The organism is Cedecea davisae DSM 4568, assembly GCF_000412335.2.
GTDB lineage: Bacteria > Pseudomonadota > Gammaproteobacteria > Enterobacterales > Enterobacteriaceae > Cedecea > Cedecea davisae.
This window is the reverse complement of sequence record NZ_KE161030.1, coordinates 1,267,139-1,290,072: the sequence shown is the minus strand read 5'-3', so window position 1 is coordinate 1,290,072 and position 22,934 is coordinate 1,267,139. Positions and strand designations below refer to the sequence as shown.

Sequence of the window (22,934 nt, the reverse complement as noted above, 5' to 3'; positions counted from 1 at the left end):
TTTGCACAGAAGAAAGGCTTAGCGCATCGCGAGGCGGACGCGCTCCAGATCTTCCGGCGTATCAACGCCAATACTCGGGATAGCCTTAGCGACGGCAACGTGGATTTTTTCCCCGTTCCACAGCACCCGCAGCTGCTCCAGCATTTCAATCTGCTCAAGCTGGCTTGGCTCCCAGCTAACATAGCGGCGGATAAAACCGGCGCGGTAGCCGTAAATGCCGATATGGCGCAGGAAGGTATCGCCAATCTCTTCGCGGGACTTAGCAAAACGCTCGCGATCCCACGGAATGGTTGCGCGTGAGAAATAGAGCGCGTAGCCCTGAGCGTCCATCACCACTTTCACGGCGTTGGGATTAAAGGCTTCTTCCGCTGAGTCAATCGGCACCGCAAGCGTCGCCATTCCGGCCTGGCTGTTAGCAACGTTGTTAGCCACCTGCTGAATAATGACCGGCGGGATCATCGGCTCATCGCCCTGCACATTAACGATAACCGTCTCATCGCTAAAGCCGCATTTTTCAATCACTTCCGCCAGGCGTTCGGTGCCGGACTGATGGTCGGGGCTGGTCAGGCAAACTTCGCCTCCGGCGGCTTCAACCACGCTTGCAACCTCAGGGTGATCGGTAGCGACGATGATACGCTCGGCGCCGGACTCACGCGCCCTGTCCAGCACGTGGAGGATCATCGCTTTACCGTTGATATCTTTCAGAGGTTTACCCGGCAGGCGCGTGGAGGCATAGCGTGCGGGAATAATAGCCACAAAACTCATGGATTGGTCTCGTCCGAATTCAGGGTACGCGCTTCGGTTTCCAGCAGAACCGGGATGCCGTCGCGCAGCGGGAACGCCAGGCCATCGGGCTTACAGATAAGCTCTTGCTTTTCCTGGTTATAATAGAGCTTGCCGTTACAAACCGGGCAGGCAATGATTTCAAGTAAACGACTTTCCATAATTACTCCAGATGAGTGCCATCGACGGCACCAGAATAGCATAAATGACTAGCCCGCCGGGGCCATTTCCCAACCCGGCCCCCATGTTTCTCTTAGCGCTTCCGGCAACATGCCAAAGGAGATATTCGTTGCCGACTGCCAAAGGGCAAACTCGTTCAACGCGCCCCGTAACCCTTCTACCAACGAGCGGGTCACTTTGACACCCTCCTCCAGGTAAAGGCTTATCACTTCCAGCTCTCCCTGCTTGCGGTGCATTTTGGCGTCCATTCGGCCAACCAGAGCGCCATTGTGCAGCAGCGGCAGAACGAAGTAGCCGTAGCGGCGTTTTTCAGCGGGCGTGTAGCACTCGAGCCGGTAGGAGAAATCAAACAGCGCTTCCGCCCTTCTGCGATCCCAGACTACGGGATCAAAAGGCGACAGCACGGCGCTGTGGGTGGCTTTTAGCTGGTTTTGCTGAGCTTTATCCAGCAGCGGCAATAGCGAGTGATGCAGCAGCATTTCGCCCAGTTTCTCGACTTCAACCCGGATGACGCTGCCGGAAGAAATCCAGTTCTCAAGTAGCGGTTTTAACGCGAGGTTTTTCAGGCGGTAGTAGTCCGCCAGCCATTCGGGGCGAAACACGCCGAGGCTGCGGGCGCTGTTCTCCAGCATTTTCAGCTCGGCCTGCTGCTGGTCAATAAGATGGACGGCGTCGTCCCAGTGCGGCATCACCCGGTGAGTCAAATCATACACGCGCTGGAAATTACGCCGCTCGGTAACCATAACCTTCCCGGCGGTAAACAGGCCTTCGAGGTGTTTTTTCTGCGGCTTCCACTCCCACCAGCCGCTGGCTCCCTTGCGGGGATGTTCAAAGTCGGCAGAGCGCACCGGGCCGTTTTGCTCGATAAACGCCAGCAGCTGCTTTATATCCTCTGCATGTTCCGCCATCCACTCAGGGCGGTATTTCCAGCCCATATTTTCCGGGCTGAGCATGCGGTGGCGGATCAGGGAAAAATCCTGCTTTGGCAGGAAGCAGGCTTCATGCGCCCAATACTCAATCAGCTCGCCGTTCGCAAGCGCGTTATCCAGCCAGTTTTGCTCAAAACGCCCAAGGCGGCTGAACAGGACCAGGTAAGGGCTGCGGGCAACAATATTGATGGTATCAATTTGCAGAAGCGACATGCGGGATACCGCCTCGCTAATGTCCGAAGGACGAGCGCGGCGGCGAGGTTTTTGTAAAAGCCCCTGAGCGGCAAGGTGCAGATTCCGGGCTGCGCGGAGTGAAAGATGCGGAACGGTCATGGCACACCTGTTATCAACGAACACAAAACCGGTGCCGGTAACGCTACCGCACCAGAGCCAGTAACTCCCTGAGCAAAGCATCGGCCAACGGCGAAGTCAGCTGCGCATCTACCGGCAAATACCACCAGTCGGGATGCCCCTGCACAAAAGCGCGGCATTTAACCGCATCTTTCTCCGTCATCAACACCGTTTGTCCGGGTGCCGCGATGTTGAGCATATCCTGTTCGGTAATGGCCTGGTGGTCGGCAAGCGCAACGGTTTTAACCGGCTTCACGCCACACTGTTCGAGCGTGGCAAAAAAGCGCGGAGGATGCCCGATACCGGCCATAGCAACCACGTTGCTCAACGCATTTACCGGGCGACGCTCGCCGGTCAGGACATTAATGGCCAGCCCCGGCTCCAGGCGCATGGCTATTTCCCCGGACTGCGCCACGCCGCCGTTAACAATTACCGCATCCACGCTGCGCAGACGCCCGGCCCTCTCACGCATCGGCCCGGCGGGTAACCACCAGCCGTTGCCAAAGCGGCGAGCGCCGTCAATCACCACAATTTCTTTATCGCGGGCCAGAGCGTAATGCTGCAACCCGTCATCGGTAATAATAATTTGCGGGTCTGATGACTGAATAAGCGCTTTAACAGCCTCGCTGCGTTTTGGCGCTACCGCTACCGGCGCACCGGTACGCTGAAAAATCAGCACCGGCTCATCGCCTGCTTCAGAGGGAGTCGTTTGAGAGTCAAGCAGCAGAGGGTAAGCGGCAGCCTTGCCGCCGTAGCCGCGGGAAACTACACCGACGCGAATTCCGCGCCGCTGTAGCTGCTCAACCAGCCAGATAACGACCGGCGTTTTCCCGTTGCCACCTGCGGTCAAATTGCCTACCACAACGACGGGAACCGGAGCACGCCAGGCTTTGCGCAGGCCAAGGCGATAAGAGAGGCGGATTATGCCGCTCACCAGGCCATACAGCCAGGAAAGCGGCAATAGCAGCAGGTAGAGCGGAGATTTACCCGACCAGATGCGCTCTATCATTCGCCAAATTGCATCTTATGAAGCTGGGCATACACGCCGCGGTGAGCCAGCAGCTCCTGGTGCGGCCCGCGCTCAACGATGCGGCCATCTTCCACTACCACGATTTCGTCAGCCTGCTCGATGGTTGACAGTCTGTGGGCGATAACCAGCGAGGTACGGTTTTTTTGCAGCTCATCAAGCGCCGCCTGAATAGCACGCTCAGACTCGGTATCAAGCGCAGAGGTGGCCTCATCGAGGATCAGAATCGGGCTATCACGCAGCAGCGCACGAGCAATCGCAATACGCTGGCGCTGGCCGCCTGAAAGCAGCACGCCGTTTTCACCGATCATGGTATCAAGCCCGTTCTCCATCTTGCTAATGAAGTCCATGGCATAGGCCATACGCGCGGCCTTTTCGATATCCTCACGCGAATACTGCTCGGTGCGGGCATAAGCGATGTTATTGGCGATGGTATCGTTGAACAAATGCACATTCTGAGAAACCAGAGCAACCTGGTTACGCAGCGAAGCAAGGGTATATTCACGAATATCCAGGCCATCAATCAGAACCTCACCCTCTTCCTGCTCGTAGAAACGAGTGATCAGACTGGCGATGGTTGATTTACCGGAGCCGGAGCGGCCTACCAGGGCAACGGTTTTACCTGCCGGGATGGTCAGGTTGATATTGCGCAGGGCAGGAACATCGCGCCCCGGATAGGTAAAGGTAACATTGCGGAATTCAACGTCGCCTTTAGAGCGCTCGATAACCTGTTTGCCGTTGTCTTTTTCCTGTTCAGAATCGAGGATGGAGAACAGCGTCTGGCAGGCGGCCATACCGCGCTGGAACTGGGCGTTAACGTTGGTCAGTGATTTCAACGGGCGCATCAGCGCAATCATCGAAGAGAAGACGACGGTAATAGTCCCGGCGGTGAGGGTCTCCATTACGCTCGGGAAGCTTGCGGCATAAAGCACGAAGGCCAAAGCGAAAGAGGCAATCAGCTGAATGATCGGGTCAGAAATAGAAGACGCAGAAACCAGCTTCATCCCCTGGTTACGCATGCGGTTGCTAACCTTGTCGAAACGGCTGGTTTCCACCTGCTGGCCGCCGAAGATCAGCACTTCTTTATGGCCCTTCAGCATCTGTTCGGCGCTGGTTGTTACCTGCCCCATGGTGTTCTGCATGTTTTTGCTGATATTACGAAAACGCTTGGACACGAAGCGAATGGCAAACGAAACGATAGGCGCCAGTACGATCAAAATAACCGACAGCTGCCAGCTGTACCAAAACATCAGCACAAACAGACCGATAATCGAGGCACCTTCGCGCACTACGGTAATCAGCGCGCTGGAAGATGAAGAAGCAACCTGCTCAGAATCGTAGGTAATACGTGAAAGCAACGTACCCGTCGACTGCTGGTCGAAGAAAGCGACCGGCATGCCCATCATGTGGCTGAACAAGCGGCGACGCATATTCATCACCACCATTCCCGAAACCCATGAAATGCAGTAGCTGGAGACATAGCTTGTGATACCGCGCAGCAGCATCAGGGCGATAACGGCCAGCGGCATCCACAGCAGCACCGATGAGTCCGTTTTGCCGAAACCATCATCCAGCAGAGGTTTCAGCAGCGAAAGCATATAGGTGTCGCTCGCAGCATTAAGGATTAACGCTATCCCAGCCACAATCAGACCCGTTCTAAATGGGGTTATCATCGGCCAGAGCCGGCGGAAAGTCTGCCACGTGGAGAGATCTTTATCGTTCTGCATTAAGTCGAACCAGCCTTTTATGAAATAGCCGCATATTCTACCCATTATCGCGGGTGACGCCAAACCACTGATGATACCAACGGGGCAATATTTGCTCTCTGAAGCCAGAGATTTGCCATTTATCACTGTTTATTGTGATTGTCAGCTGCCCCGACAGAGCCGTGTCGTACCAGCGGTAACCATATTTGTGGTAGCGCTCAATAATATTCAGGGAAGGTAAGCGCCATGCGTTATAACGCGATGTGGAAGCCAGCGCCACGCTGCCGGATACCGCCCGCAGCAGCGGCCCGCTTGAAGATGTGCGGCTCCCGTGATGAGGAACCTGAATAATATCTGCTTTTAATTCCTGCCACCGCTTCCTTAGCATAGCCAGTTCAGCCCCGGCCTCCAGATCTCCGGTAAGCAAGAGTCTGAATTTTCCGTCGCTCACCATCACCACGCAGGAGCGATTATTGCCCGTGTTCTGAGTGTCCTTCGGCGGCCACAAAGCGCTAAATTGCAGCCCCTGCCAGCGCCATTGCTGGCCACGAAAGCAGGGTTGATGCCCTTTATCCGGCAGCGGGCTTCGGACTTTCAGACCGGGCCACTCCTCCTCTAAGCTGCCAAGTCCGCCGATGTGGTCCAGATGCTCATGGCTAATGATCGCGTTTTCGGGTTCAAGATTGTGCCATTTCAGCCACGGAATTATCACTTGCCTTGCCGCATCGCCACCGGGCCACGCATTGCCCGTATCATACAGCAAGGCCTTCCCTTCTTTTTCAATAACCACGGCAAGCCCGTGCCCGACATCCAGCATATGTATCGCCCAGCCTTCAGGAATAGGTTTACGCCAGAAAGGAGATGACATGCACAGCAGAATAGCGATGACAGCCGCGGGAGAGCTGCGCCAAAGGCAAAATCGCCAGATAACAATCCCCCACCAGGCAAAAAACGCCAGCCAGATAAAGCGCCGGTCCAGCGCCACCCAACCGGCGGGAAGGCCCGCAAGTAGAGCAAACACCACGGCCAGAGATTTATCGGCCAGATACCATAGCGCCGCACCGGCCCCCGGCAGCGAGACCAGAACCATGCCACACAATATTAGCGGCACGCTGATAAACGTAATTGCCGGGACCGCAAACAAGTTTGCAACCAGTGAGGTAAAGCTCACGCCATGAAACAGTAGAAGCTGAAGCGGCACCAGCAGAAGAGTTACGCCAAGCTGAAGATAGAGCAGATCGATTAGCGGCTTCAAATATCGGGGCAAATTCAGGCGCGGCTGCGGCACCCACTGATACCAGAATATCAGCCCACCTACCGCCAGCGCCGATAGCCAAAGACTGTCCGCCAGGATAGCCAGCGGTTCGCAGAAAACGATGCCCGCTGCACAGCAAAGCAATACGTGCCACGATGGCCACTGGCGGCCGCTCAGCCGGAGTGCCGCCCAGACGCCCATCCCCACCATGGTGCGAACGGCTGGCGGGCTCATGCCCGAAAGCCACGTATAGAACAACGCCACGCCAAAACTCGCCAGCAGCGGCAGGCGATAACCAATCCAGGGCGCCGGCAGGCAAAACTGGAATACCCTGGCAAACAACCAGCCAATGCCTCCCGCAAGCGCTATATGTAACCCGGATATCGCCATAAGATGGGCGGTGCCGGTATCACGCATAATTTTTTTTACTTCGCCGCTCACATCTATCCGTTCCCCAAAGCCGAGTGCGATTATCACACCTTGCCAGGGTAGGTGCTGCGTGGCCGCTTTTGCCCTGCGAAGCCATTCGCCACGTAAATTACAGCTTTCTGATAGCAGCGTAGCGCTCAGAACCCGGCCAGTGAACGGGAGAAGCTGTGAAAGCGCGTAGCGCTGGCCGTCAAATATGCCTTCGTTTAGCTGCCCGTGAACCGGGCGAAGCCGTAGCTTCATCTGCCATACCTGCCCCTCGCATACCGGCTGCGCAAAGACGCTATTTTTGAGCGCCACGCCGGGAGCAGGAAACAGATAGCGTCCGTTGACTCTCACTATGCGTAATTCATGGCGGCGCTCGCCGTCGCTGCGGGTTATTTTTACCTGCGCTGAAACCGGCTGTTGCCCTAACTCATCAAACATATCCAGCGTTTGTCGGGCGGCCAGCAGGCTCCAGCTCAGCATCAGCACAAACAAAGCCAGATAACGAGCAAAGCGATAACGGCCAAAACAGCCGCAGAGTAGCAGTGCCGCTACGGGCAGCAGCAGAATAGAGTACGTCGCCGGGATAACCGGGAGCCAAAGCAGCGGCAATGAAGCCAATATAACAACGCAGGCAACCCCCGGAATTGAAAACATGCACACCTCCTTGTCAGGAGCAGTGTGCGCTGAGCGGGTATCAGTATCAGAAGGTTAGCGGGGAAATGAGCGCGGAGTAATGCATTAAGCGGCTAAGCCAGCAACGTTACATCTCCCGCAGGGAGATGGTTCGCAAACCCGTTGGTAAAGCCAAAAAAAAGGCACCTCGGGCGAGGTGCCTTTTTCGTCAATTCCGAAGAATTAACCATAAATATTGGCGCGGTCACGTAGCTCTTTACCTGGTTTAAAGTGCGGAACGTATTTACCTTCCAGATCCACTTTATCGCCGGTTTTTGGATTACGTCCGGTGCGAGGAGCGCAATAGTGTAAGGAGAAACTGCCGAAACCCCGGATTTCAATACGTTCACCCTGGGCGAGCGTAGAGGCCATATGCTCCAGCATCTCTTTAACCGCATCTTCCACCGCTTTCGCCGGGACATGGGATTGCTGGGTTGCAAGTCTTTCTATCAATTCTGACTTGGTCATGTGATTCCTCCGGTTTCCATTCAGGAAAATTAGCTTACAGCTCTCAATCGAACAAGGGCGGCCGAAGCCGCCCTGATTTTATACCCCAGCAACAGCCAGGATACAACGCTCGGACGATTACTCGCCTTTAGCTGCTTTGAATGCTTCAGCCATTGCGTTAGAGAAGTTGCTTTCTTCCTGTTTGTTGTTAACAGTAGCGATTGCATCTTTCTCGTCAGCTTCGTCTTTAGCACGAACAGACAGGCTTACAACACGGTTTTTACGATCAACGCCGGTGAACTTAGCTTCAACATCGTCGCCAACGCTCAGAACCAGAGTTGCATCTTCAACGCGGTCACGGGAAGCTTCAGAAGCACGCAGGTAGCCTTCAACGCCGTCTGCCAATTCAACTGTAGCACCTTTCGCGTCAACTGCCGTTACTTTACCAGTAACGATAGTGCCTTTCTTGTTCAGCGCAACGTAGTTGTTGAACGGATCTTCTGCCAGCTGCTTAACGCCCAGGGAGATACGCTCACGCTCTGCGTCAACCTGCAGAACAACTGCAGCGATTTCGTCGCCTTTTTTGTATTCACGAACTGCTTCTTCGCCTGCAACGTTCCAGGAGATGTCAGACAGGTGAACCAGGCCGTCGATGCCGCCGTCCAGGCCGATGAAGATACCGAAGTCAGTGATAGACTTGATTTTACCTTCAACGCGATCGCCTTTGTTGTGGGTCTCAGCGAACTGCTGCCATGGGTTGTTTTTGCACTGCTTCAGACCCAGGGAGATACGACGACGTTCTTCGTCGATATCCAGAACCATAACTTCCACTACATCACCAACGTTAACAACTTTGGATGGGTGGATGTTTTTGTTGGTCCAATCCATTTCGGATACGTGAACCAGGCCTTCAACGCCTTCTTCGATTTCAACGAAGCAGCCGTAGTCGGTCAGGTTGGTCACGCGGCCAGTCAGTTTGGTACCTTCTGGATAACGCTTAGCGATAGCTACCCATGGATCTTCGCCCAGCTGTTTCAGGCCGAGGGATACACGAGTACGTTCGCGGTCGAACTTCAGCACTTTAACAGTGATTTCGTCGCCAACATTCACGATTTCGCTTGGATGCTTAACGCGTTTCCATGCCATATCGGTGATGTGCAGCAGGCCGTCAACGCCGCCCAGATCAACGAATGCGCCGTAGTCAGTGAGGTTCTTAACGATACCTTTAACTTCCATGCCTTCTTGCAGGTTTTCAAGCAGCTGATCGCGCTCTGCGCTGTTCTCAGACTCGATAACCGCACGGCGAGAAACAACAACGTTGTTGCGTTTCTGATCAAGCTTGATAACTTTGAACTCAAGCTCTTTGCCTTCGAGGTGCAGGGTGTCGCGAACTGGACGAACGTCTACCAGAGAACCTGGCAGGAACGCACGAATACCGTTCAGCTCAACAGTGAAGCCACCTTTAACTTTGCCGTTGATAACACCAACCACAGTTTCAGCTTCTTCGTAAGCTTTTTCCAGCGTGATCCAAGCTTCGTGACGTTTAGCTTTTTCACGGGACAGCAGGGTTTCACCGAAGCCGTCTTCCACTGCATCCAGAGCAACGTCAACTTCGTCACCAACCTGGATTTCCAGCTCGCCCTGGGCGTTCTTGAACTGCTCTGCCGGAATGGCGGACTCAGATTTCAGACCGGCGTCAACCAGTACTACGTCTTTGTCGATAGCAACAACAACACCACGAACGATGGAACCCGGACGGGTTTCGATTGTTTTCAGGGATTCTTCAAATAGTTGAGCAAAAGATTCAGTCATATTGATAATCTTCAGGATTCTTCAATTTAACGTCCATCTGACTTCATGTCGGATGGGGTTGTTTCACATGCCTGCTCACAATCCATTGCAGCAGGTACATCGGAATAGGGTCGCTATCTCAAGCGAGCGCCAGCTTTTCGCGGGCGTATTGTAGCGCTTTTTCAATCACTTGCTCAATACTCATACTGGTTGAGTCCAGCACTAAAGCATCGGCAGCGGGTACCAGCGGCGCTACAGGCCGATTCCGGTCGCGATCGTCGCGTTCTTTGATCTCGGCCAAAAGGCGCTCAAAGTTAACACTAAAGCCCTTCCCCTGCAACTGTAGCATACGTCTGTGGGCGCGCTCTTCTGAGGAAGCATCGAGGAAAATTTTCACCGGGGCATCGGGGAAAACGACGGTGCCCATATCGCGACCGTCGGCGATAAGGCCCGGCGCCTCGCGAAATGCTCGCTGGCGGCGCAGCAGCGCTTCACGTACCCGAGGGAAAGCGGCGACCTGCGATGCGGCGTTGGCCACTTCCTGAGTACGGATTTCGCCGCTCACATCTTCCCCTTCGAGGATAACTTCGAGGTTACCTTCCGTAGAGACAAAACGGACGTCCAGATGCGCGGCAAGCGGCACCAGCGCGTCTTCAGAGGCGACATCAACATGGTGATGCAGCGCAGCGAGCGCAAGTACGCGATAAATCGCACCAGAGTCCAGCAGATGCCACTGCAGCGCTTCGGCCATGGCCTTGCAGAGCGTGCCTTTACCGGCGCCGCTTGGGCCATCAATCGTTATTACCGGGGCGGATGCCGTCATCGTTTTCTCCTCATTCGCTGGATTCGCGGTTGATAAACGCCGCGCATTATACGCCGCAACGGCCAGGACTGTTATCTTTCCGGGGAAATATCGTCTGGAATCAGGCTGAGTGTAGAAGAATTGCGCAACGACGGTTGTAAGGAATCGTAGGGGAATAAAAAAACCGCATCATATGATGCGGTTAGAGTGGCCTCAGGCCAGGGTGCTGATGCGGGCGAGCTGGTCGAAATAGTCCGGGAAGGTTTTTGCGGTGCAGCCCGGGTCAAGAATGGTCACCGGCGTATCGGACAGCGCCACCAGCGAGAAGCACATTGCCATTCGGTGATCGTTGTAGGTGCCAATTTCGGCAAACTGCAGCTTTGCAGGCGGCGTGACGGTGATGTAATCCTCGCCCTCTTCCACCTCGGCACCAACTTTACGCAGCTCGGTCGCCATCGCGCTCAGGCGGTCGGTCTCTTTTACGCGCCAGTTGTAGATGTTACGCATCGTAGTGGTGCCTTTGGCGAACAGCGCGGCGGTCGCGATAGTCATCGCCGCATCCGGGATATGGTTCATGTCCATATCGATAGCGTTCAATTCCCCGCGCTCGCAGCTGATGAAATCATCGCCCCAGGTCACTTTCGCGCCCATTTTCTCCAGCACGTCGGCGAAGCGAATATCGCCCTGAACGCTGTTGCGGCCAATCCCGGTCACTTTCACCGTACCGCCTTTAATCGCCCCGGCGGCGAGGAAGTAAGAGGCAGAAGAGGCATCGCCTTCCACCAGATATGCCCCCGGAGACTGGTACTGCTGCGCGCCACGAATAATAAATCTGCGGTAGTCGCGGTTTTCCACCTCAACGCCAAAGGTTTTCATTAAATGAAGGGTGATATCGATATAAGGTTTGGAAACCAGCTCGCCTTTGATGGTGATTTCGGTGTCATTTGCCGCCAGCGGCGCGGTCATCAGCAGCGCGGTCAGGAACTGGCTGGAAACGCTGCCGTCCACTTCAACCTTGCCGCCGCTGAAGCCGCCGCGCAGGCGCAGAGGCGGGTAGTTTTCCTGCTCCAGATAATCAATCTGCGCCCCGCCCTGGCGCAGAGCGTCAACCAGGTGACCAATCGGGCGCTCTTTCATGCGCGGTTCGCCGGTGAGCACAATGTTGTTGCTCCCGAGGCACAACGCGGCCGCCAGCGGGCGCATAGCCGTTCCGGCATTGCCTAAAAACAGTTCAAGCTCGCCCTTCGCCTGCAGCGGCCCGGCCACGCCGGTGACTTCACAACGAGTACGATCCGCAGAAAGCGTATAGCTTACGCCCAGCGCTTTCAGGGCATTAAGCATATGGCGGACATCATCGCTATCCAGCAGGTTGCTCAGAACCGTGGTGCCTTTCGCCAGCGCGGCAAGCAGCAGCGCACGGTTAGACACGCTTTTGGAGCCGGGCAGATTGATGGTGCCGTCGACCAGCGCGATGGGTTGTAACGTCAGGGATTCCAGCATGGGGAAAATACTCTCAACTCAAACAGAATAAAAACCCCGCAGGCAAGCCGCGGGGCAAAGTGCTATGGCAACAATTAACCGTGACGGCGCTCGAAGTCCACCATAAAGTCGGTCAGCGCTTTCACGCCGTCGAGCGGCATCGCGTTATAGATGGAGGCACGCATGCCGCCCACTACGCGGTGGCCTTTCAGGGAGTGCAGGCCTGCGGCAAATGACTCTTCGAGGAACACTTTATCCAGCGCGCTATCCGCCAGCTGGAATGGAATGTTCATGCGGGAGCGGTTAGAGGCCGCCACGTCATTGCGGTAGAAATCGCTGTTATCAATCACGCCGTACAGCAGCTCGGCTTTCGCCTGATTGATACGGTCCATGGCCGCAACGCCGCCCTGCTCTTTGAGCCACTTAAAGACCAGGCCAGCAAGATACCATGCGAAGGTCGGCGGCGTGTTGAACATCGAATCGTTATCGTTAAGGACGGTGTAGTCCAGAATCGATGGGCAAGCTTTGTGTGCTTTGCCCAGTAAATCTTCACGCACCACAACCAGCGTAAGGCCAGCCGGGCCGATGTTTTTCTGCGCACCGGCATAAATCACGCCAAAGCGGCTAACGTCCAGAGGACGAGAAAGAATGGTGGAAGAGAAGTCCGCCGCCACTACGGTATCGCCAAAGTCAGGCGTTTCATCAATTGAGATGCCGTCGATGGTTTCGTTCGGGCAGTAATGCAGGAAAGCGCTGTTGTCGGAAACCTGCCATTCGCTCATCGGTTTGATGGCACGTTTGCCATCGACGGTAATTTTCACGTCGTGGGCAATTGGCTGGCAGTATTTCTTCGCTTCTTTAATCGCGCTGTTAGCCCAGTAGCCGCCGTCGATATAGTCAGCGCTGGTTTTATCGCCGAGGATATTCAGCGGCACGCCAGCAAACTGACCGCGGCCGCCGCCGTGGCAGAATAAAACTTTATAGTTGGAGGGGATTTGCAGCAGATCGCGAAAATCTTTTTCTGCCTCTTCGGCAACCTGAATAAACTCTTTACCACGGTGGCTAATTTCCATTACGGAAGTGCCAAGCCCGTGCCAGTCGCACAGTTCCTGTTGTGCACGACGAAGAACCTCAGCCGGTAGCATCGCCGGACCAGAACTAAAATTGTATACCTGTGTCATTTCCCCTCACCACGCCTCGAGCAATAAGTTTTTATTACATTATCGGTTTTATCATTCAGCGGCGCAGTGTTGCAACGGTTAATCCGGTGCCGGGGGTTAATGTGCGCAAAATCACACAACACAATCTTCCGGCGGCAGAAAAAATTGCCCGATATCCGGCGGTCAGGCCAAAAAACTCTAAGCTCACCGGGTTACAGCAATGCCGCAGAGCCTGTTATGCTAGCGTCGCCTGCACCGGGCGGATGATAGCGTCCCTCCGGTAAAACCCGTATCATTGCGCGTTTTGCGTACCATTAAAGTGAACCCCATGACCCAGACTTTTATCCCCGGCAAAGATGCCGCCCTGGAAGACTCCATCGCTCGCTTCCAGACCAAGCTGACCGACCTCGGCTTTAATATCGAAGAAGCCTCCTGGCTTAACCCGGTGCCGAACGTGTGGTCGGTGCATATTCGCGATAAAGACAGCGCGCTTTGCTTCACCAATGGCAAGGGCGCAACAAAAAAAGCGGCGCTGGCTTCCGCGCTGGGTGAATATTTTGAACGTCTGTCCACTAACTACTTCTTTGCCGACTTCTGGCTGGGCGACACTATCGCGAATGGCCCGTTTGTTCATTATCCAAATGAGAAGTGGTTCCCAATCCCGGAAGATGAACAACTGCCGGAAGGTATCCTCGATGCCCGCCTGCGCGCCTTCTACGATCCGGAAAACGAATTAACCGCCGGGATGCTTATTGATCTACAGTCAGGAAACGAAGAGCGCGGTATCTGCGCCCTGCCGTTTACCCGTCAGTCCGACCAGCAGACCGTTTATATTCCGATGAACATCATCGGCAACCTGTACGTTTCTAACGGCATGTCCGCCGGGAACACCGCCAACGAAGCGCGCGTTCAGGGCCTGTCCGAAGTGTTCGAACGCCATATTAAAAACCGCATTATTGCCGAGAGCATCAGCCTGCCGGAGATCCCGCAGGAAGTGCTGGCTCGCTACCCTGGCGTAGTTGAGTCGATTAAAACGCTCGAAGCGGAAGGTTTCCCAATCTTCGCCTACGACGGTTCTCTGGGCGGCAAATATCCGGTTATCTGCGTGGTGCTGTTCAACCCGGCGAACGGCACCTGCTTCGCCTCGTTTGGCGCACACCCGGACTTCGGCGTCGCGCTTGAGCGTACCGTAACCGAGCTGCTGCAGGGCCGTGGTCTGAAAGACCTGGACGTTTTCACCCCACCAACCTTCGACGATGAAGAAGTGGCCGAGCATGCAAACCTGGAAACTCACTTCATCGACTCCAGCGGCCTGATCTCCTGGGACATGTTCAAGCAGGATGCCGATTATCCGTTTGCCGACTGGAGCTTCTCCGGCACCACGGAAGAAGAGTTCGCCACCCTGATGGCTATCTTCAAATCAGAAGACCAGGAAGTGTATATCGCTGACTACGAGCATCTGGACGTGTACGCCTGCCGTATTATCGTTCCGGGCATGTCCGACATCTACCCTGCGGACGACCTGCTGCTGGCCAACAACAGCATGGGCAGCCACCTGCGCGAAACGATCCTGGCGCTGCCGGACAGCGAGTGGGAACAGCAGGATTACCTGGACCTTATCTCCCAGCTTGATGACGAAGGCCATGACGACTTCACCCGCGTACGCGAGCTGCTGGGCCTGGCGACCGGGAAAGATAACGGCTGGTACACGCTGCGCATCGGCGAGCTGAAAGCGATGCTGGCGCTGGCGGGCGGCGACCTGGAGCAGGCGCTTATCTGGACCGAATGGACCATGGAGTTTAACGCTTCGCTGTTCAGCCCGGCGCGCGCCAACTACTACCGCTGCCTGCAAACTCTGCTGCTGCTGTCTCAGGAAGAAGAACGCGAGCCGCTGCAATATCTGAACGCTTTCGTGCGCATGTACGGTGCGGACGCGGTAGACGCGGCAAGCGCGGCGCTGAGCGGAGAAGCAGCCTTCTACGGCCTCCAGCCGGTGGATAAAGACCTGAAAGCCTTCCCGGCTCACCAGGCCTTGCTGGCCGCTTACGAAAAATTGCAGCGTGCCAAAGCCAAATATTGGCAGGTAAAGTGATTTATTAACAACTTAGGGGTGCGAACCGCACCGGGTCTGAGCTATATTACGGGGCGCTTTTTGCGCCCCGTTTTTATTATTGCAACAATAATAATTTATTATGTAATTTTTTGGTTAATTTCGGGTAAATCATTATTTGCCGACAGAGAAAATAATGTTGCTTAAATATTGAAATACTCCATTTTAATTAACCGATTTCAGAAGGAGTTGTGGCTAAATTCAATTTTATCTATAAACATTAAAATTTATTTTTTCAGGGATAATCAAATAGTTATGCTGAAAATCGGGTATAGACCTGCTTTTTCAGTGCCTATTAGCTTGGCGAGATATGATCCACATCAAATTTTACTCTATAATGCTTTGTTAGTATCTCCTCGCCGAATTAAATAAGAGAGAGTTAGTGTGAAAGCTGACAACCCTTTTGATCTAGTGCTTCCACCAGCGATGGCAAAAATTGCCGAAGACGCTGGCGTTTATAAAGCAACAAAACAACCGCTAACGACCTTTTACTTAGCGATTACCGCAGGCGTCTTCATTTCGATTGCCTTCGTGTTCTACATTACCGCCACAACCGGCACTTCCACTATCCCGTTTGGGATTGCCAAACTGATTGGCGGCACCTGTTTCTCGCTGGGCTTGATTCTTTGCGTTATCTGCGGTGCTGACCTGTTTACTTCCACCGTCCTGATAGTCGTTGCCAAAGCCAGCGGCAGAATCACCTGGTGCCAGCTACTGCGTAACTGGGTCAACGTCTATATTGGTAACCTTATCGGCGCGCTGCTGTTTGTCCTGCTGATTTGGCTGTCCGGAATGTATATGACGGCTAACGGCGCATGGGGGCTGAACGTCCTGCAAACCGCCGACCATAAAATGCACCACACGTTTGTCGAAGCGGTCTGCCTCGGCATTCTCGCAAACCTGATGGTTTGTCTGGCGGTTTGGATGAGCTACTCCGGCCGCAGTCTGATGGACAAAATGTTTGCTATGATCCTTCCGGTTGCCATGTTTGTTGCCAGCGGCTTTGAGCACAGTATCGCAAACATGTTTATGATCCCGATGGGTATCGTAGTACGCAATTTTGCCAGCCCGGAATTCTGGACCGCAGTAGGGTCTTCTCCGGAAAGTTTCTCGCATCTGACCGTGTTGAACTTCATCACCGATAATCTGATTCCGGTTACCATCGGAAACATCATCGGCGGGGGTTTACTGGTTGGGTTGACATACTGGGTAATTTATCTGCGCGGTGGCGATAAGCACTAAGCTTAGCCAACACGTAGGATTAAGAACTCCACATTAGAAGGTAGGTGTTACATGTCCGAGCTTAATGAAAAGTTAGCCACAGCCTGGGAAGGTTTTGCTAAAGGCGACTGGCAGAATGAAGTCAACGTACGTGACTTTATTCAGAAAAACTACACCCCGTACGAGGGTGATGAGTCCTTCCTGGCAGGTGCTACCGACGCAACTACCAAACTGTGGGACAGCGTGATGGAAGGCGTCAAACTGGAAAACCGCACTCATGCGCCAGTTGATTTTGACACCGACCTTGCTTCTACCATCACTTCTCATGATGCTGGTTACATCAACAAGTCCCTCGAAACCATCGTGGGCCTGCAGACTGATGCTCCTCTGAAACGTGCAATTATTCCGTTCGGCGGCATCAAAATGGTTGAAGGTTCTTGCAAAGTGTACGGTCGTGAACTCGACCCAATGCTGAAAAAAATCTTCACCGAATACCGTAAGACTCACAACCAGGGCGTGTTTGACGTTTACACCAAAGACATCCTGAACTGCCGTAAATCCGGCGTCATCACTGGTCTGCCAGATGCGTATGGCCGTGGCCGTATCATCGGTGACTACCGTCGCGTAGCGCTGTACGGTATCGACTACCTGATGAAAGACAAGTTCGCTCAGTTCAACTCACTGCAGACCAAACTGGAAAACGGTGAAGACCTGGAAGCGACTATCCGTCTGCGTGAAGAGATTTCCGAACAGCACCGTGCGCTGGGTCAGATCAAAGAAATGGCTGCTAAATATGGCTGCGATATCTCTGGTCCTGCTACCAACGCTCAGGAAGCTATTCAGTGGACTTACTTCGGCTACCTGGCCGCGGTTAAATCTCAGAACGGCGCTGCAATGTCCTTCGGTCGCGTATCCACCTTCCTGGATGCTTACATCGAACGCGACATCAAAGCAGGCAAAATCAACGAGCAAGACGCTCAGGAAATGATTGACCACCTGGTCATGAAACTGCGTATGGTTCGCTTCCTGCGTACCCCAGAATACGATGAGCTGTTCTCCGGTGACCCAATCTGGGCGACCGAATCTATCGGCGGTATGGGCGTTGACGGCCGTACTCTGGTGACTAAAAACAGCTTCCGCTTCCTGAACACCCTGTACACCATGGGGCCGTCTCCGGAGCCGAACATCACCATTCTGTGGTCTGAAAAACTGCCACTGAACTTCAAAAAATACGCGGCTAAAGTCTCCATCGACACCTCTTCTCTGCAATATGAGAATGACGACCTGATGCGTCCTGACTTCAACAACGACGACTACGCGATTGCTTGCTGCGTAAGCCCGATGATTGTTGGTAAGCAAATGCAGTTCTTCGGTGCTCGTGCAAACCTGGCGAAAACCATGCTGTACGCTATCAACGGCGGCGTTGATGAAAAACTGAAAATGCAGGTTGGCCCTAAAGAAGCGCCAATCACTGCTGAAGTGCTGGACTACGACAACGTTCTGGATCGTCTGGACCACTTCATGGACTGGCTGGCTAAGCAGTACGTGACCGCGCTGAACATCATCCATTACATGCATGACAAGTACAGCTACGAAGCGTCTCTGATGGCTCTGCACGACCGTGACGTTGTTCGCACCATGGCTTGCGGTATCGCCGGTCTGTCCGTTGCCGCTGACTCCCTGTCTGCAATCAAATACGCCAAAGTTAAACCGATTCGCGACGAAGATGGCCTGGCTATCGACTTCGAAATCGAAGGCGAATACCCGCAGTTCGGTAACAACGATCCGCGTGTTGATGACATCGCCGTTGACCTGGTAGAACGTTTCATGAAGAAAATTCAGAAACTGAATACCTACCGTGGCGCTATCGCGACTCAGTCCGTTCTGACCATCACCTCTAACGTGGTTTATGGTAAGAAAACCGGTAACACTCCAGACGGTCGCCGCGCAGGTACTCCGTTCGGTCCAGGCGCTAACCCAATGCACGGCCGTGACCAGAAAGGTGCTGTTGCCTCTCTGACCTCCGTTGCAAAACTGCCGTTTGCCTACGCTAAAGATGGTATCTCTTACACCTTCTCTATCGTGCCGAACGCGCTGGGTAAAGACGACGACGTGCGTAAAACCAACCTTGCAGGCCTGATGGATGGTTACTTCCACCACGAAGCGAACATCGAAGGTGGTCAGCACCTGAACGTGAACGTGATGAACCGTGAAATGCTGCTGGACGCCATGGAAAACCCTGAGAAATACCCTCAGTTGACCATCCGCGTATCCGGTTATGCAGTACGTTTTAACTCCCTGACTAAAGAACAGCAGCAGGACGTTATTACCCGTACCTTCACTCAGTCCATCTAATTCCCTGTTAGACTGAAGAAGCGTAATATATAAAGGCTCCACACCCGTGGGGCCTTTTTACTAACCTCTCTGCTATCAGCCTGCTTTGCCAGCTATCTATACTCTGGGTAACTGCCAAAACAGACTTAACACAGCCGGCTTGAGCTGTGCACCCACAGGCCCCGGATGGGCCACACCTGGAGAAATCACCGCAATGTCAGCAATCGGACGAATTCACTCTTTTGAATCCTGCGGAACCGTGGATGGCCCCGGTATTCGCTTCATTACCTTCTTCCAGGGCTGCCTGATGCGCTGCCTCTACTGCCACAACCGCGACACCTGGGATACCCACGGTGGCAAAGAGGTAACGGTAGATGACCTGATGAAGGAGGTGGTGACCTATCGCCACTTTATGAACGCATCCGGCGGCGGCGTGACCGCATCCGGCGGCGAAGCTATTCTGCAGGCCGAATTTGTGCGCGACTGGTTCCGCGCCTGCCGCAAAGAAGGCATTCATACCTGCCTGGACACCAACGGCTTTGTGCGTCGCTACGATCCGGTCATTGACGAGCTTCTTGAAGTTACCGACCTGGTCATGCTTGACCTGAAGCAGATGAATGACGAGATCCATCAAAACCTGGTTGGCGTGTCAAACCACCGCACGCTGGAGTTCGCGCAGTATCTTTCTAAGAAAGAGATCAAAGTGTGGATCCGCTACGTGGTTGTACCGGGCTGGTCTGACGATGATGATTCTGCGCATCGCCTCGGTGAGTTCACGCGTGATATGGGCAATGTCGAGAAAATTGAGCTGCTGCCGTACCACGAGCTGGGCAAACACAAATGGGTTGCGATGGGCGAAGAATACAAACTGGACGGCGTTCACCCGCCGAAAAAAGAGACCATGGAGCGGGTGAAAGGCATCCTGGAGCAGTACGGCCATAAGGTCATGTACTAATTCAGACCGGGCGCTCTCGTTTACGGGAGCGCTATTGTGTCTGCCAGGCGGATTCAACTGCCGCTATCACCTTCTCCAGCTGGCTTTGGGCTATGTGCCCCGGCTTCCAGAGCGCCACCACAGGATGCATCAGCCCGCGATCCCCAATTTCCGTTTCCAGCCGTTCGATTCCCGGCCAGTTTTCTACCCCAAAATGCAGCGGCAGAAAGGCCCACCCTTCCCCGGCGCACAGCCGCTTCTCCAGCAGGGTCAGCTCATTCACCCGTATTACCCGGTCGGCAATCTGGATGCGCTGTGCCAGCGAGTCCGGCATCTCGCGGAAGGGAACCAGCTGCGTACCGGCTGCGAGGTGTAAAAGAGAGACAGGTTTGCCCGGGAAAAGCCCTCTCTTCGCCCAGACCGCAAGCTCCAGGCTGCCCACGGCGCGCCACTGCAGATGAGTATTAACCGAACGATTGAGCGCCTGAAAAATACCAATATGCGCTTTCCCTTCGTCGAGCCATCGCTCGGCATCGGCGCGCTCGCACAGTAATAAATCGAGGGTGATTTGCTGCTGAGCCAGCCGCTCAACCAGGCGGAGTAAAAATTCACGAGGAGTCAAAGGGTCGTAACACAGGGTCAGGCGGGTCTCAATTTGCCCCGGCATCTGGCGTGCGACTTCGGAAAACGCCCGTGCTTCATGGAGAAACAGCCGAGCCTGGCGATAAAGTAACTTTCCAGGTTCAGTTAAGGTCAGAGGGCGGGTTGCGCGATCGAACAGCGTGTAGCCGAGATCGATTTCGAGGTAGTCCAGAAGCTGGCTGACCGTTGTCCGGTCTTTTTTCAGCTTTTTAGCGGCTTTCGTCAAGGTGCCACATTCGCAGACGCAGGCAAAAGCTTCTATTTGCGCCAGCGTAAAGTTTACCGAATCCATCGCTTCCCCTTTTTATTTGCCGGGGTATCTTCCCATAGATCGCTGCGTATTCCGATAAAGGAATACGCAGCGGGAAAAGCGACGAGAGCTCAGACTCAGGCGTGAGCCACCGGAGTCGGATGCTGGCCAGCTTTGCGCAGGAGCATCATCAGATAGACAAACGATACGGCGGCCATCATGATAAACAGCACGTTATCGGAGTAGTTTTGCATCAGCAGCGCGGTCACCGTTGGCCCAATCAGGCTGCCGATGGTGTAGCTAAGCAGCAGAGCCTGGTTCATCGCCACCAACTGATGGCGCTCAACTCGCTCGCAGGCCCAGGCCATCGCAACCGGGTAAAGCGTAAAGCCGAAAGCGCCCAGCACAAACAGCGCTGGCCCCATCGCCGCATTGCTTAACATGGCGAGGCAGCCGAGGATAACGACAAAGACCTGCACGCGCAGCACCAGCAGGCGGCCATATTTATCCGCCAGGCGCCCCATCGGCCACTGGCCGACAATACCGGCACTAATCATCACCGCCATCCAGAAACCAATTCCGGAGTCGCTAACGCCCTGGTGATTGAGGTACAGCGGCATCAGGCCATACAGTGAGCCCAGGACAATGCCGGACATAATGCAGCCGTTGATACCAAGCCGGGCCTGTCGCAGGCGCAGCATCGGCCACACCGGAGTATTTTCACGGTGCTCATCGCCGTCGCTCACGATATGAGTAAACAGCAGCGGCAGAATGGCCGCCAGCACCAGAGCGGTTGCCCACGGCAGGACGCTCATCAGCTCGGTAGACAGCTTGCTAACCATCAATTGCCCAACGACCATGCCGATATAATAAATCGTCATGTAAGCGGCCAGCAGGCGACCACGGTTGCGGGAGGTGCCGCTGCACATCAGCGCGCTCTCAACCACGACCCAAATCATTGCGCAGCCAACCCCGGCGATAAAACGCCAGATCATCCAGCTCCAGAATCCTACCATCAGCCCGAGGCCGACGCAGCCGACGGCAAAGATAAACGAAGCCATGTAGTAGCTGCGGTTGAAGCCGTGGCGCTTAATCACCCATCCCGTAATCAACGTCCCGACCAGGTTACCGGAGAAGTAGGCCGAGCCGACCATGCCGACCTGCCAGGTAGGAAGATTATCGTGAGCCAGCCAAAGCGGGACGAGCGTGTTTAAAACCGCCATCGCCAGAGTCAGCAGCAGTAACCCGCAAAGCAGCAGCAATACGGGACGGGTATAGATGGTCATGGGTGTAAAACCGTGAGGGAATAAGGAAATTTGTGCGCATCATGCCACCGGCAAATTGATTGTCAATCCAGCAATAATGGGGGGTACAGCGGTTTTTGGGCCCGACGATTTGAAAAACTTATCCTGCTATTAAGTGACAGAGGTCACGTAAAATGTATCTCTCTGTTTTTGATGCGATATAGCGAAAATTCACCTCCTGCGAACAAAGAAAAATTTCATGGATCTTCAGGTGAAATTTTCTTATGCGAAAGGGATAAAAAACGCGCCCTGAGGCGCGTTTATAACCGGATGAAATGTTAACTCGCGATAGCCATACCAACGGTCATATGCAGCCCGTAGAATACGCCGCGACCGATAAGCTCACCGGCCAGCAATAACAGCATCGCCAGCGTTAATAGCGCCACGCCCGGCTGACGCCCCTTTAACTGCGGGGCAACCCAGCAGACCAGAGCGACAACCAGCAGCCCCATGCGCCAGGCCATCAACGACCCATACTGCGGCACCAGCGCCGAAGCCTGCTGAATAGAGCTGTGCAGCGTTGCCAGCTCCATCCCCTGCATCAGCACCACAACCATGCTCACCAGCAGCGCAATTAGCGTGACTACCGGCAGGACTCGCATCGCCCAGCCGTTAACACCCGCCGCACGCAGCAGCAGGTAGCCGAGCAGCGGGCCGCCAATAAACATCGTCAGGAAGAAGCTCAGCGGCGTCCAGATGCTGAACCAGGTTGGTACCGTGTCAATCAGGTAGACGCGGCTCATCATCCAGACAAAAACTACGCCGAGAATCATCGTGACCAGCGCCCAGGCTTTTCCCAGCGCCTGCGGCATCTTCCCCAGCACCGTTAGCAGCCACCAAAAACCGCCCACGGCAAAGAACACCGAGCCGCTCGCAATCTCATTACTGAGCGAAGAACTGCCTATGCGGTTAAGCGAATTAAAAGCACGCAGCGGCGAGCCAAGGTGCAGCACCGAAGCCACAAAGCCGATGCCCATCAGCACCCAAAGCACCACCATCGCCAGTTCCGCACGTTTACGGGTTGCTTTGTCGTCCACGCCGTACAGCAGAGCCAGTGCCATAACGATAAAACCACCCGCGACGCACTGCCCCAGCACGGTAAAGATCATTAGCGGCCATTCATGCCATCCGTTTCCCATC

At 54.5% G+C, this 22,934-nt stretch carries 18 protein-coding genes; 4 read left to right on the top strand and 14 right to left on the bottom strand.

All coding sequences use genetic code 11. The features are described from left to right. Positions 1–18: 18 nt before the first annotated feature. From kdsB to serC, 11 genes are all read right to left on the bottom strand, one after another. Positions 19–765, bottom strand: a complete 747-nt coding sequence (gene kdsB, locus HMPREF0201_RS06085) for a 3-deoxy-manno-octulosonate cytidylyltransferase (RefSeq protein WP_016535629.1) — start codon at positions 763–765, stop codon at positions 19–21. Beyond that, the gene (ycaR, locus tag HMPREF0201_RS06080; protein ID WP_016535628.1) at positions 762–944 is read right to left on the bottom strand and encodes a protein YcaR; all 183 of its coding nucleotides are present in this window, start codon (positions 942–944) and stop codon (positions 762–764) included. Before ycaR ends, kdsB begins: the two co-directional genes overlap by 4 nt. A 48-nt stretch (positions 945–992) precedes the next feature. Beyond that, the gene (locus HMPREF0201_RS06075) at positions 993–2,225 is read right to left on the bottom strand and encodes a winged helix-turn-helix domain-containing protein (protein WP_039898043.1); all 1,233 of its coding nucleotides are present in this window, start codon (positions 2,223–2,225) and stop codon (positions 993–995) included. A gap of 43 nt (positions 2,226–2,268) precedes the next feature. After that, positions 2,269–3,252, bottom strand: coding sequence for a tetraacyldisaccharide 4'-kinase (lpxK, locus tag HMPREF0201_RS06070; protein WP_016535626.1), 984 nt, complete (start codon positions 3,250–3,252; stop codon positions 2,269–2,271). Then, positions 3,249–4,997, bottom strand: coding sequence for a lipid A ABC transporter ATP-binding protein/permease MsbA (msbA, locus tag HMPREF0201_RS06065; protein ID WP_039898042.1), 1,749 nt, complete (start codon positions 4,995–4,997; stop codon positions 3,249–3,251). Before msbA ends, lpxK begins: the two co-directional genes overlap by 4 nt. Before the next feature lie 37 nt (positions 4,998–5,034). After that, positions 5,035–7,302, bottom strand: coding sequence for a ComEC family protein (locus HMPREF0201_RS06060; RefSeq protein WP_016535624.1), 2,268 nt, complete (start codon positions 7,300–7,302; stop codon positions 5,035–5,037). Positions 7,303–7,503: 201 nt separating this feature from the next. Beyond that, a complete protein-coding gene (gene ihfB, locus HMPREF0201_RS06055; RefSeq protein WP_016535622.1) occupies positions 7,504–7,788 on the bottom strand; it encodes an integration host factor subunit beta in 285 nt (94 codons plus the stop codon). 117 nt (positions 7,789–7,905) lie between these two features. Beyond that, positions 7,906–9,579: a 30S ribosomal protein S1 gene (gene rpsA, locus HMPREF0201_RS06050; protein ID WP_016535621.1), complete on the bottom strand. Its 1,674-nt coding sequence runs from the start codon at positions 9,577–9,579 to the stop codon at positions 7,906–7,908. Between the two features lie 118 nt (positions 9,580–9,697). Beyond that, complete coding sequence (cmk, locus tag HMPREF0201_RS06045) at positions 9,698–10,381, bottom strand: (d)CMP kinase (RefSeq protein WP_016535620.1); 684 nt, start codon at positions 10,379–10,381, stop codon at positions 9,698–9,700. Between the two features lie 192 nt (positions 10,382–10,573). After that, positions 10,574–11,857, bottom strand: a complete 1,284-nt coding sequence (gene aroA / locus HMPREF0201_RS06040; RefSeq protein WP_039899165.1) for a 3-phosphoshikimate 1-carboxyvinyltransferase — start codon at positions 11,855–11,857, stop codon at positions 10,574–10,576. A 77-nt stretch (positions 11,858–11,934) separates the two neighbouring features. Beyond that, the gene (serC, locus tag HMPREF0201_RS06035; RefSeq protein ID WP_016535618.1) at positions 11,935–13,020 is read right to left on the bottom strand and encodes a 3-phosphoserine/phosphohydroxythreonine transaminase; all 1,086 of its coding nucleotides are present in this window, start codon (positions 13,018–13,020) and stop codon (positions 11,935–11,937) included. A 307-nt stretch (positions 13,021–13,327) separates the two neighbouring features. On the opposite strand from serC, the gene ycaO reads away from it, so the two are divergent. The 4 genes from ycaO (at position 13,328) to pflA (ending at position 19,619) form a co-directional block, all read left to right on the top strand. Next, the gene (gene ycaO / locus HMPREF0201_RS06030) at positions 13,328–15,091 is read left to right on the top strand and encodes a 30S ribosomal protein S12 methylthiotransferase accessory factor YcaO (RefSeq protein ID WP_016535616.1); all 1,764 of its coding nucleotides are present in this window, start codon (positions 13,328–13,330) and stop codon (positions 15,089–15,091) included. Positions 15,092–15,493: 402 nt separating this feature from the next. Then, a complete protein-coding gene (gene focA / locus HMPREF0201_RS06025; RefSeq protein WP_039898041.1) occupies positions 15,494–16,351 on the top strand; it encodes a formate transporter FocA in 858 nt (285 codons plus the stop codon). Positions 16,352–16,402: 51 nt separating this feature from the next. Next, the gene (gene pflB, locus HMPREF0201_RS06020) at positions 16,403–18,685 is read left to right on the top strand and encodes a formate C-acetyltransferase (RefSeq protein WP_016535614.1); all 2,283 of its coding nucleotides are present in this window, start codon (positions 16,403–16,405) and stop codon (positions 18,683–18,685) included. A gap of 193 nt (positions 18,686–18,878) precedes the next feature. Next, positions 18,879–19,619: a pyruvate formate lyase 1-activating protein gene (gene pflA / locus HMPREF0201_RS06015; RefSeq protein WP_016535613.1), complete on the top strand. Its 741-nt coding sequence runs from the start codon at positions 18,879–18,881 to the stop codon at positions 19,617–19,619. A gap of 31 nt (positions 19,620–19,650) precedes the next feature. Here pflA and HMPREF0201_RS06010 read toward each other — a convergent pair whose 3' ends face one another. From HMPREF0201_RS06010 to HMPREF0201_RS06000, 3 genes are all read right to left on the bottom strand, one after another. After that, complete coding sequence (locus HMPREF0201_RS06010) at positions 19,651–20,532, bottom strand: LysR family transcriptional regulator (protein ID WP_016535612.1); 882 nt, start codon at positions 20,530–20,532, stop codon at positions 19,651–19,653. 95 nt (positions 20,533–20,627) lie between these two features. Beyond that, positions 20,628–21,776, bottom strand: coding sequence for an MFS transporter (locus HMPREF0201_RS06005; RefSeq protein WP_016535611.1), 1,149 nt, complete (start codon positions 21,774–21,776; stop codon positions 20,628–20,630). Between the two features lie 296 nt (positions 21,777–22,072). Beyond that, a complete protein-coding gene (locus HMPREF0201_RS06000; RefSeq protein WP_039898040.1) occupies positions 22,073–22,933 on the bottom strand; it encodes a dimethyl sulfoxide reductase anchor subunit family protein in 861 nt (286 codons plus the stop codon). Between the last annotated feature and the right edge of the window lies 1 nt (position 22,934).

Excerpts from the sequence above, each read along its gene's own strand:
- serC (WP_016535618.1), bottom strand. The coding sequence starts at position 13,020 with ATGACACAGGTATACAATTTTAGTTCTGGTCCGGCGATGCTACCGGCT.
- HMPREF0201_RS06075 (WP_039898043.1), bottom strand. The coding sequence starts at position 2,225 with ATGACCGTTCCGCATCTTTCACTCCGCGCAGCCCGGAATCTGCACCTT.
- HMPREF0201_RS06010 (WP_016535612.1), bottom strand. The coding sequence starts at position 20,532 with ATGGATTCGGTAAACTTTACGCTGGCGCAAATAGAAGCTTTTGCCTGC.
- ycaO (WP_016535616.1), top strand. The coding sequence starts at position 13,328 with ATGACCCAGACTTTTATCCCCGGCAAAGATGCCGCCCTGGAAGACTCC.
- HMPREF0201_RS06000 (WP_039898040.1), bottom strand. The coding sequence starts at position 22,933 with ATGGGAAACGGATGGCATGAATGGCCGCTAATGATCTTTACCGTGCTG.
- pflA (WP_016535613.1), top strand. The coding sequence starts at position 18,879 with ATGTCAGCAATCGGACGAATTCACTCTTTTGAATCCTGCGGAACCGTG.
- ihfB (WP_016535622.1), bottom strand. The coding sequence starts at position 7,788 with ATGACCAAGTCAGAATTGATAGAAAGACTTGCAACCCAGCAATCCCAT.
- kdsB (WP_016535629.1), bottom strand. The coding sequence starts at position 765 with ATGAGTTTTGTGGCTATTATTCCCGCACGCTATGCCTCCACGCGCCTG.
- HMPREF0201_RS06060 (WP_016535624.1), bottom strand. The coding sequence starts at position 7,302 with ATGTTTTCAATTCCGGGGGTTGCCTGCGTTGTTATATTGGCTTCATTG.
- rpsA (WP_016535621.1), bottom strand. The coding sequence starts at position 9,579 with ATGACTGAATCTTTTGCTCAACTATTTGAAGAATCCCTGAAAACAATC.
- pflB (WP_016535614.1), top strand. The coding sequence starts at position 16,403 with ATGTCCGAGCTTAATGAAAAGTTAGCCACAGCCTGGGAAGGTTTTGCT.
- ycaR (WP_016535628.1), bottom strand. The coding sequence starts at position 944 with ATGGAAAGTCGTTTACTTGAAATCATTGCCTGCCCGGTTTGTAACGGC.
- cmk (WP_016535620.1), bottom strand. The coding sequence starts at position 10,381 with ATGACGGCATCCGCCCCGGTAATAACGATTGATGGCCCAAGCGGCGCC.
- msbA (WP_039898042.1), bottom strand. The coding sequence starts at position 4,997 with ATGCAGAACGATAAAGATCTCTCCACGTGGCAGACTTTCCGCCGGCTC.
- lpxK (WP_016535626.1), bottom strand. The coding sequence starts at position 3,252 with ATGATAGAGCGCATCTGGTCGGGTAAATCTCCGCTCTACCTGCTGCTA.
- HMPREF0201_RS06005 (WP_016535611.1), bottom strand. The coding sequence starts at position 21,776 with ATGACCATCTATACCCGTCCCGTATTGCTGCTGCTTTGCGGGTTACTG.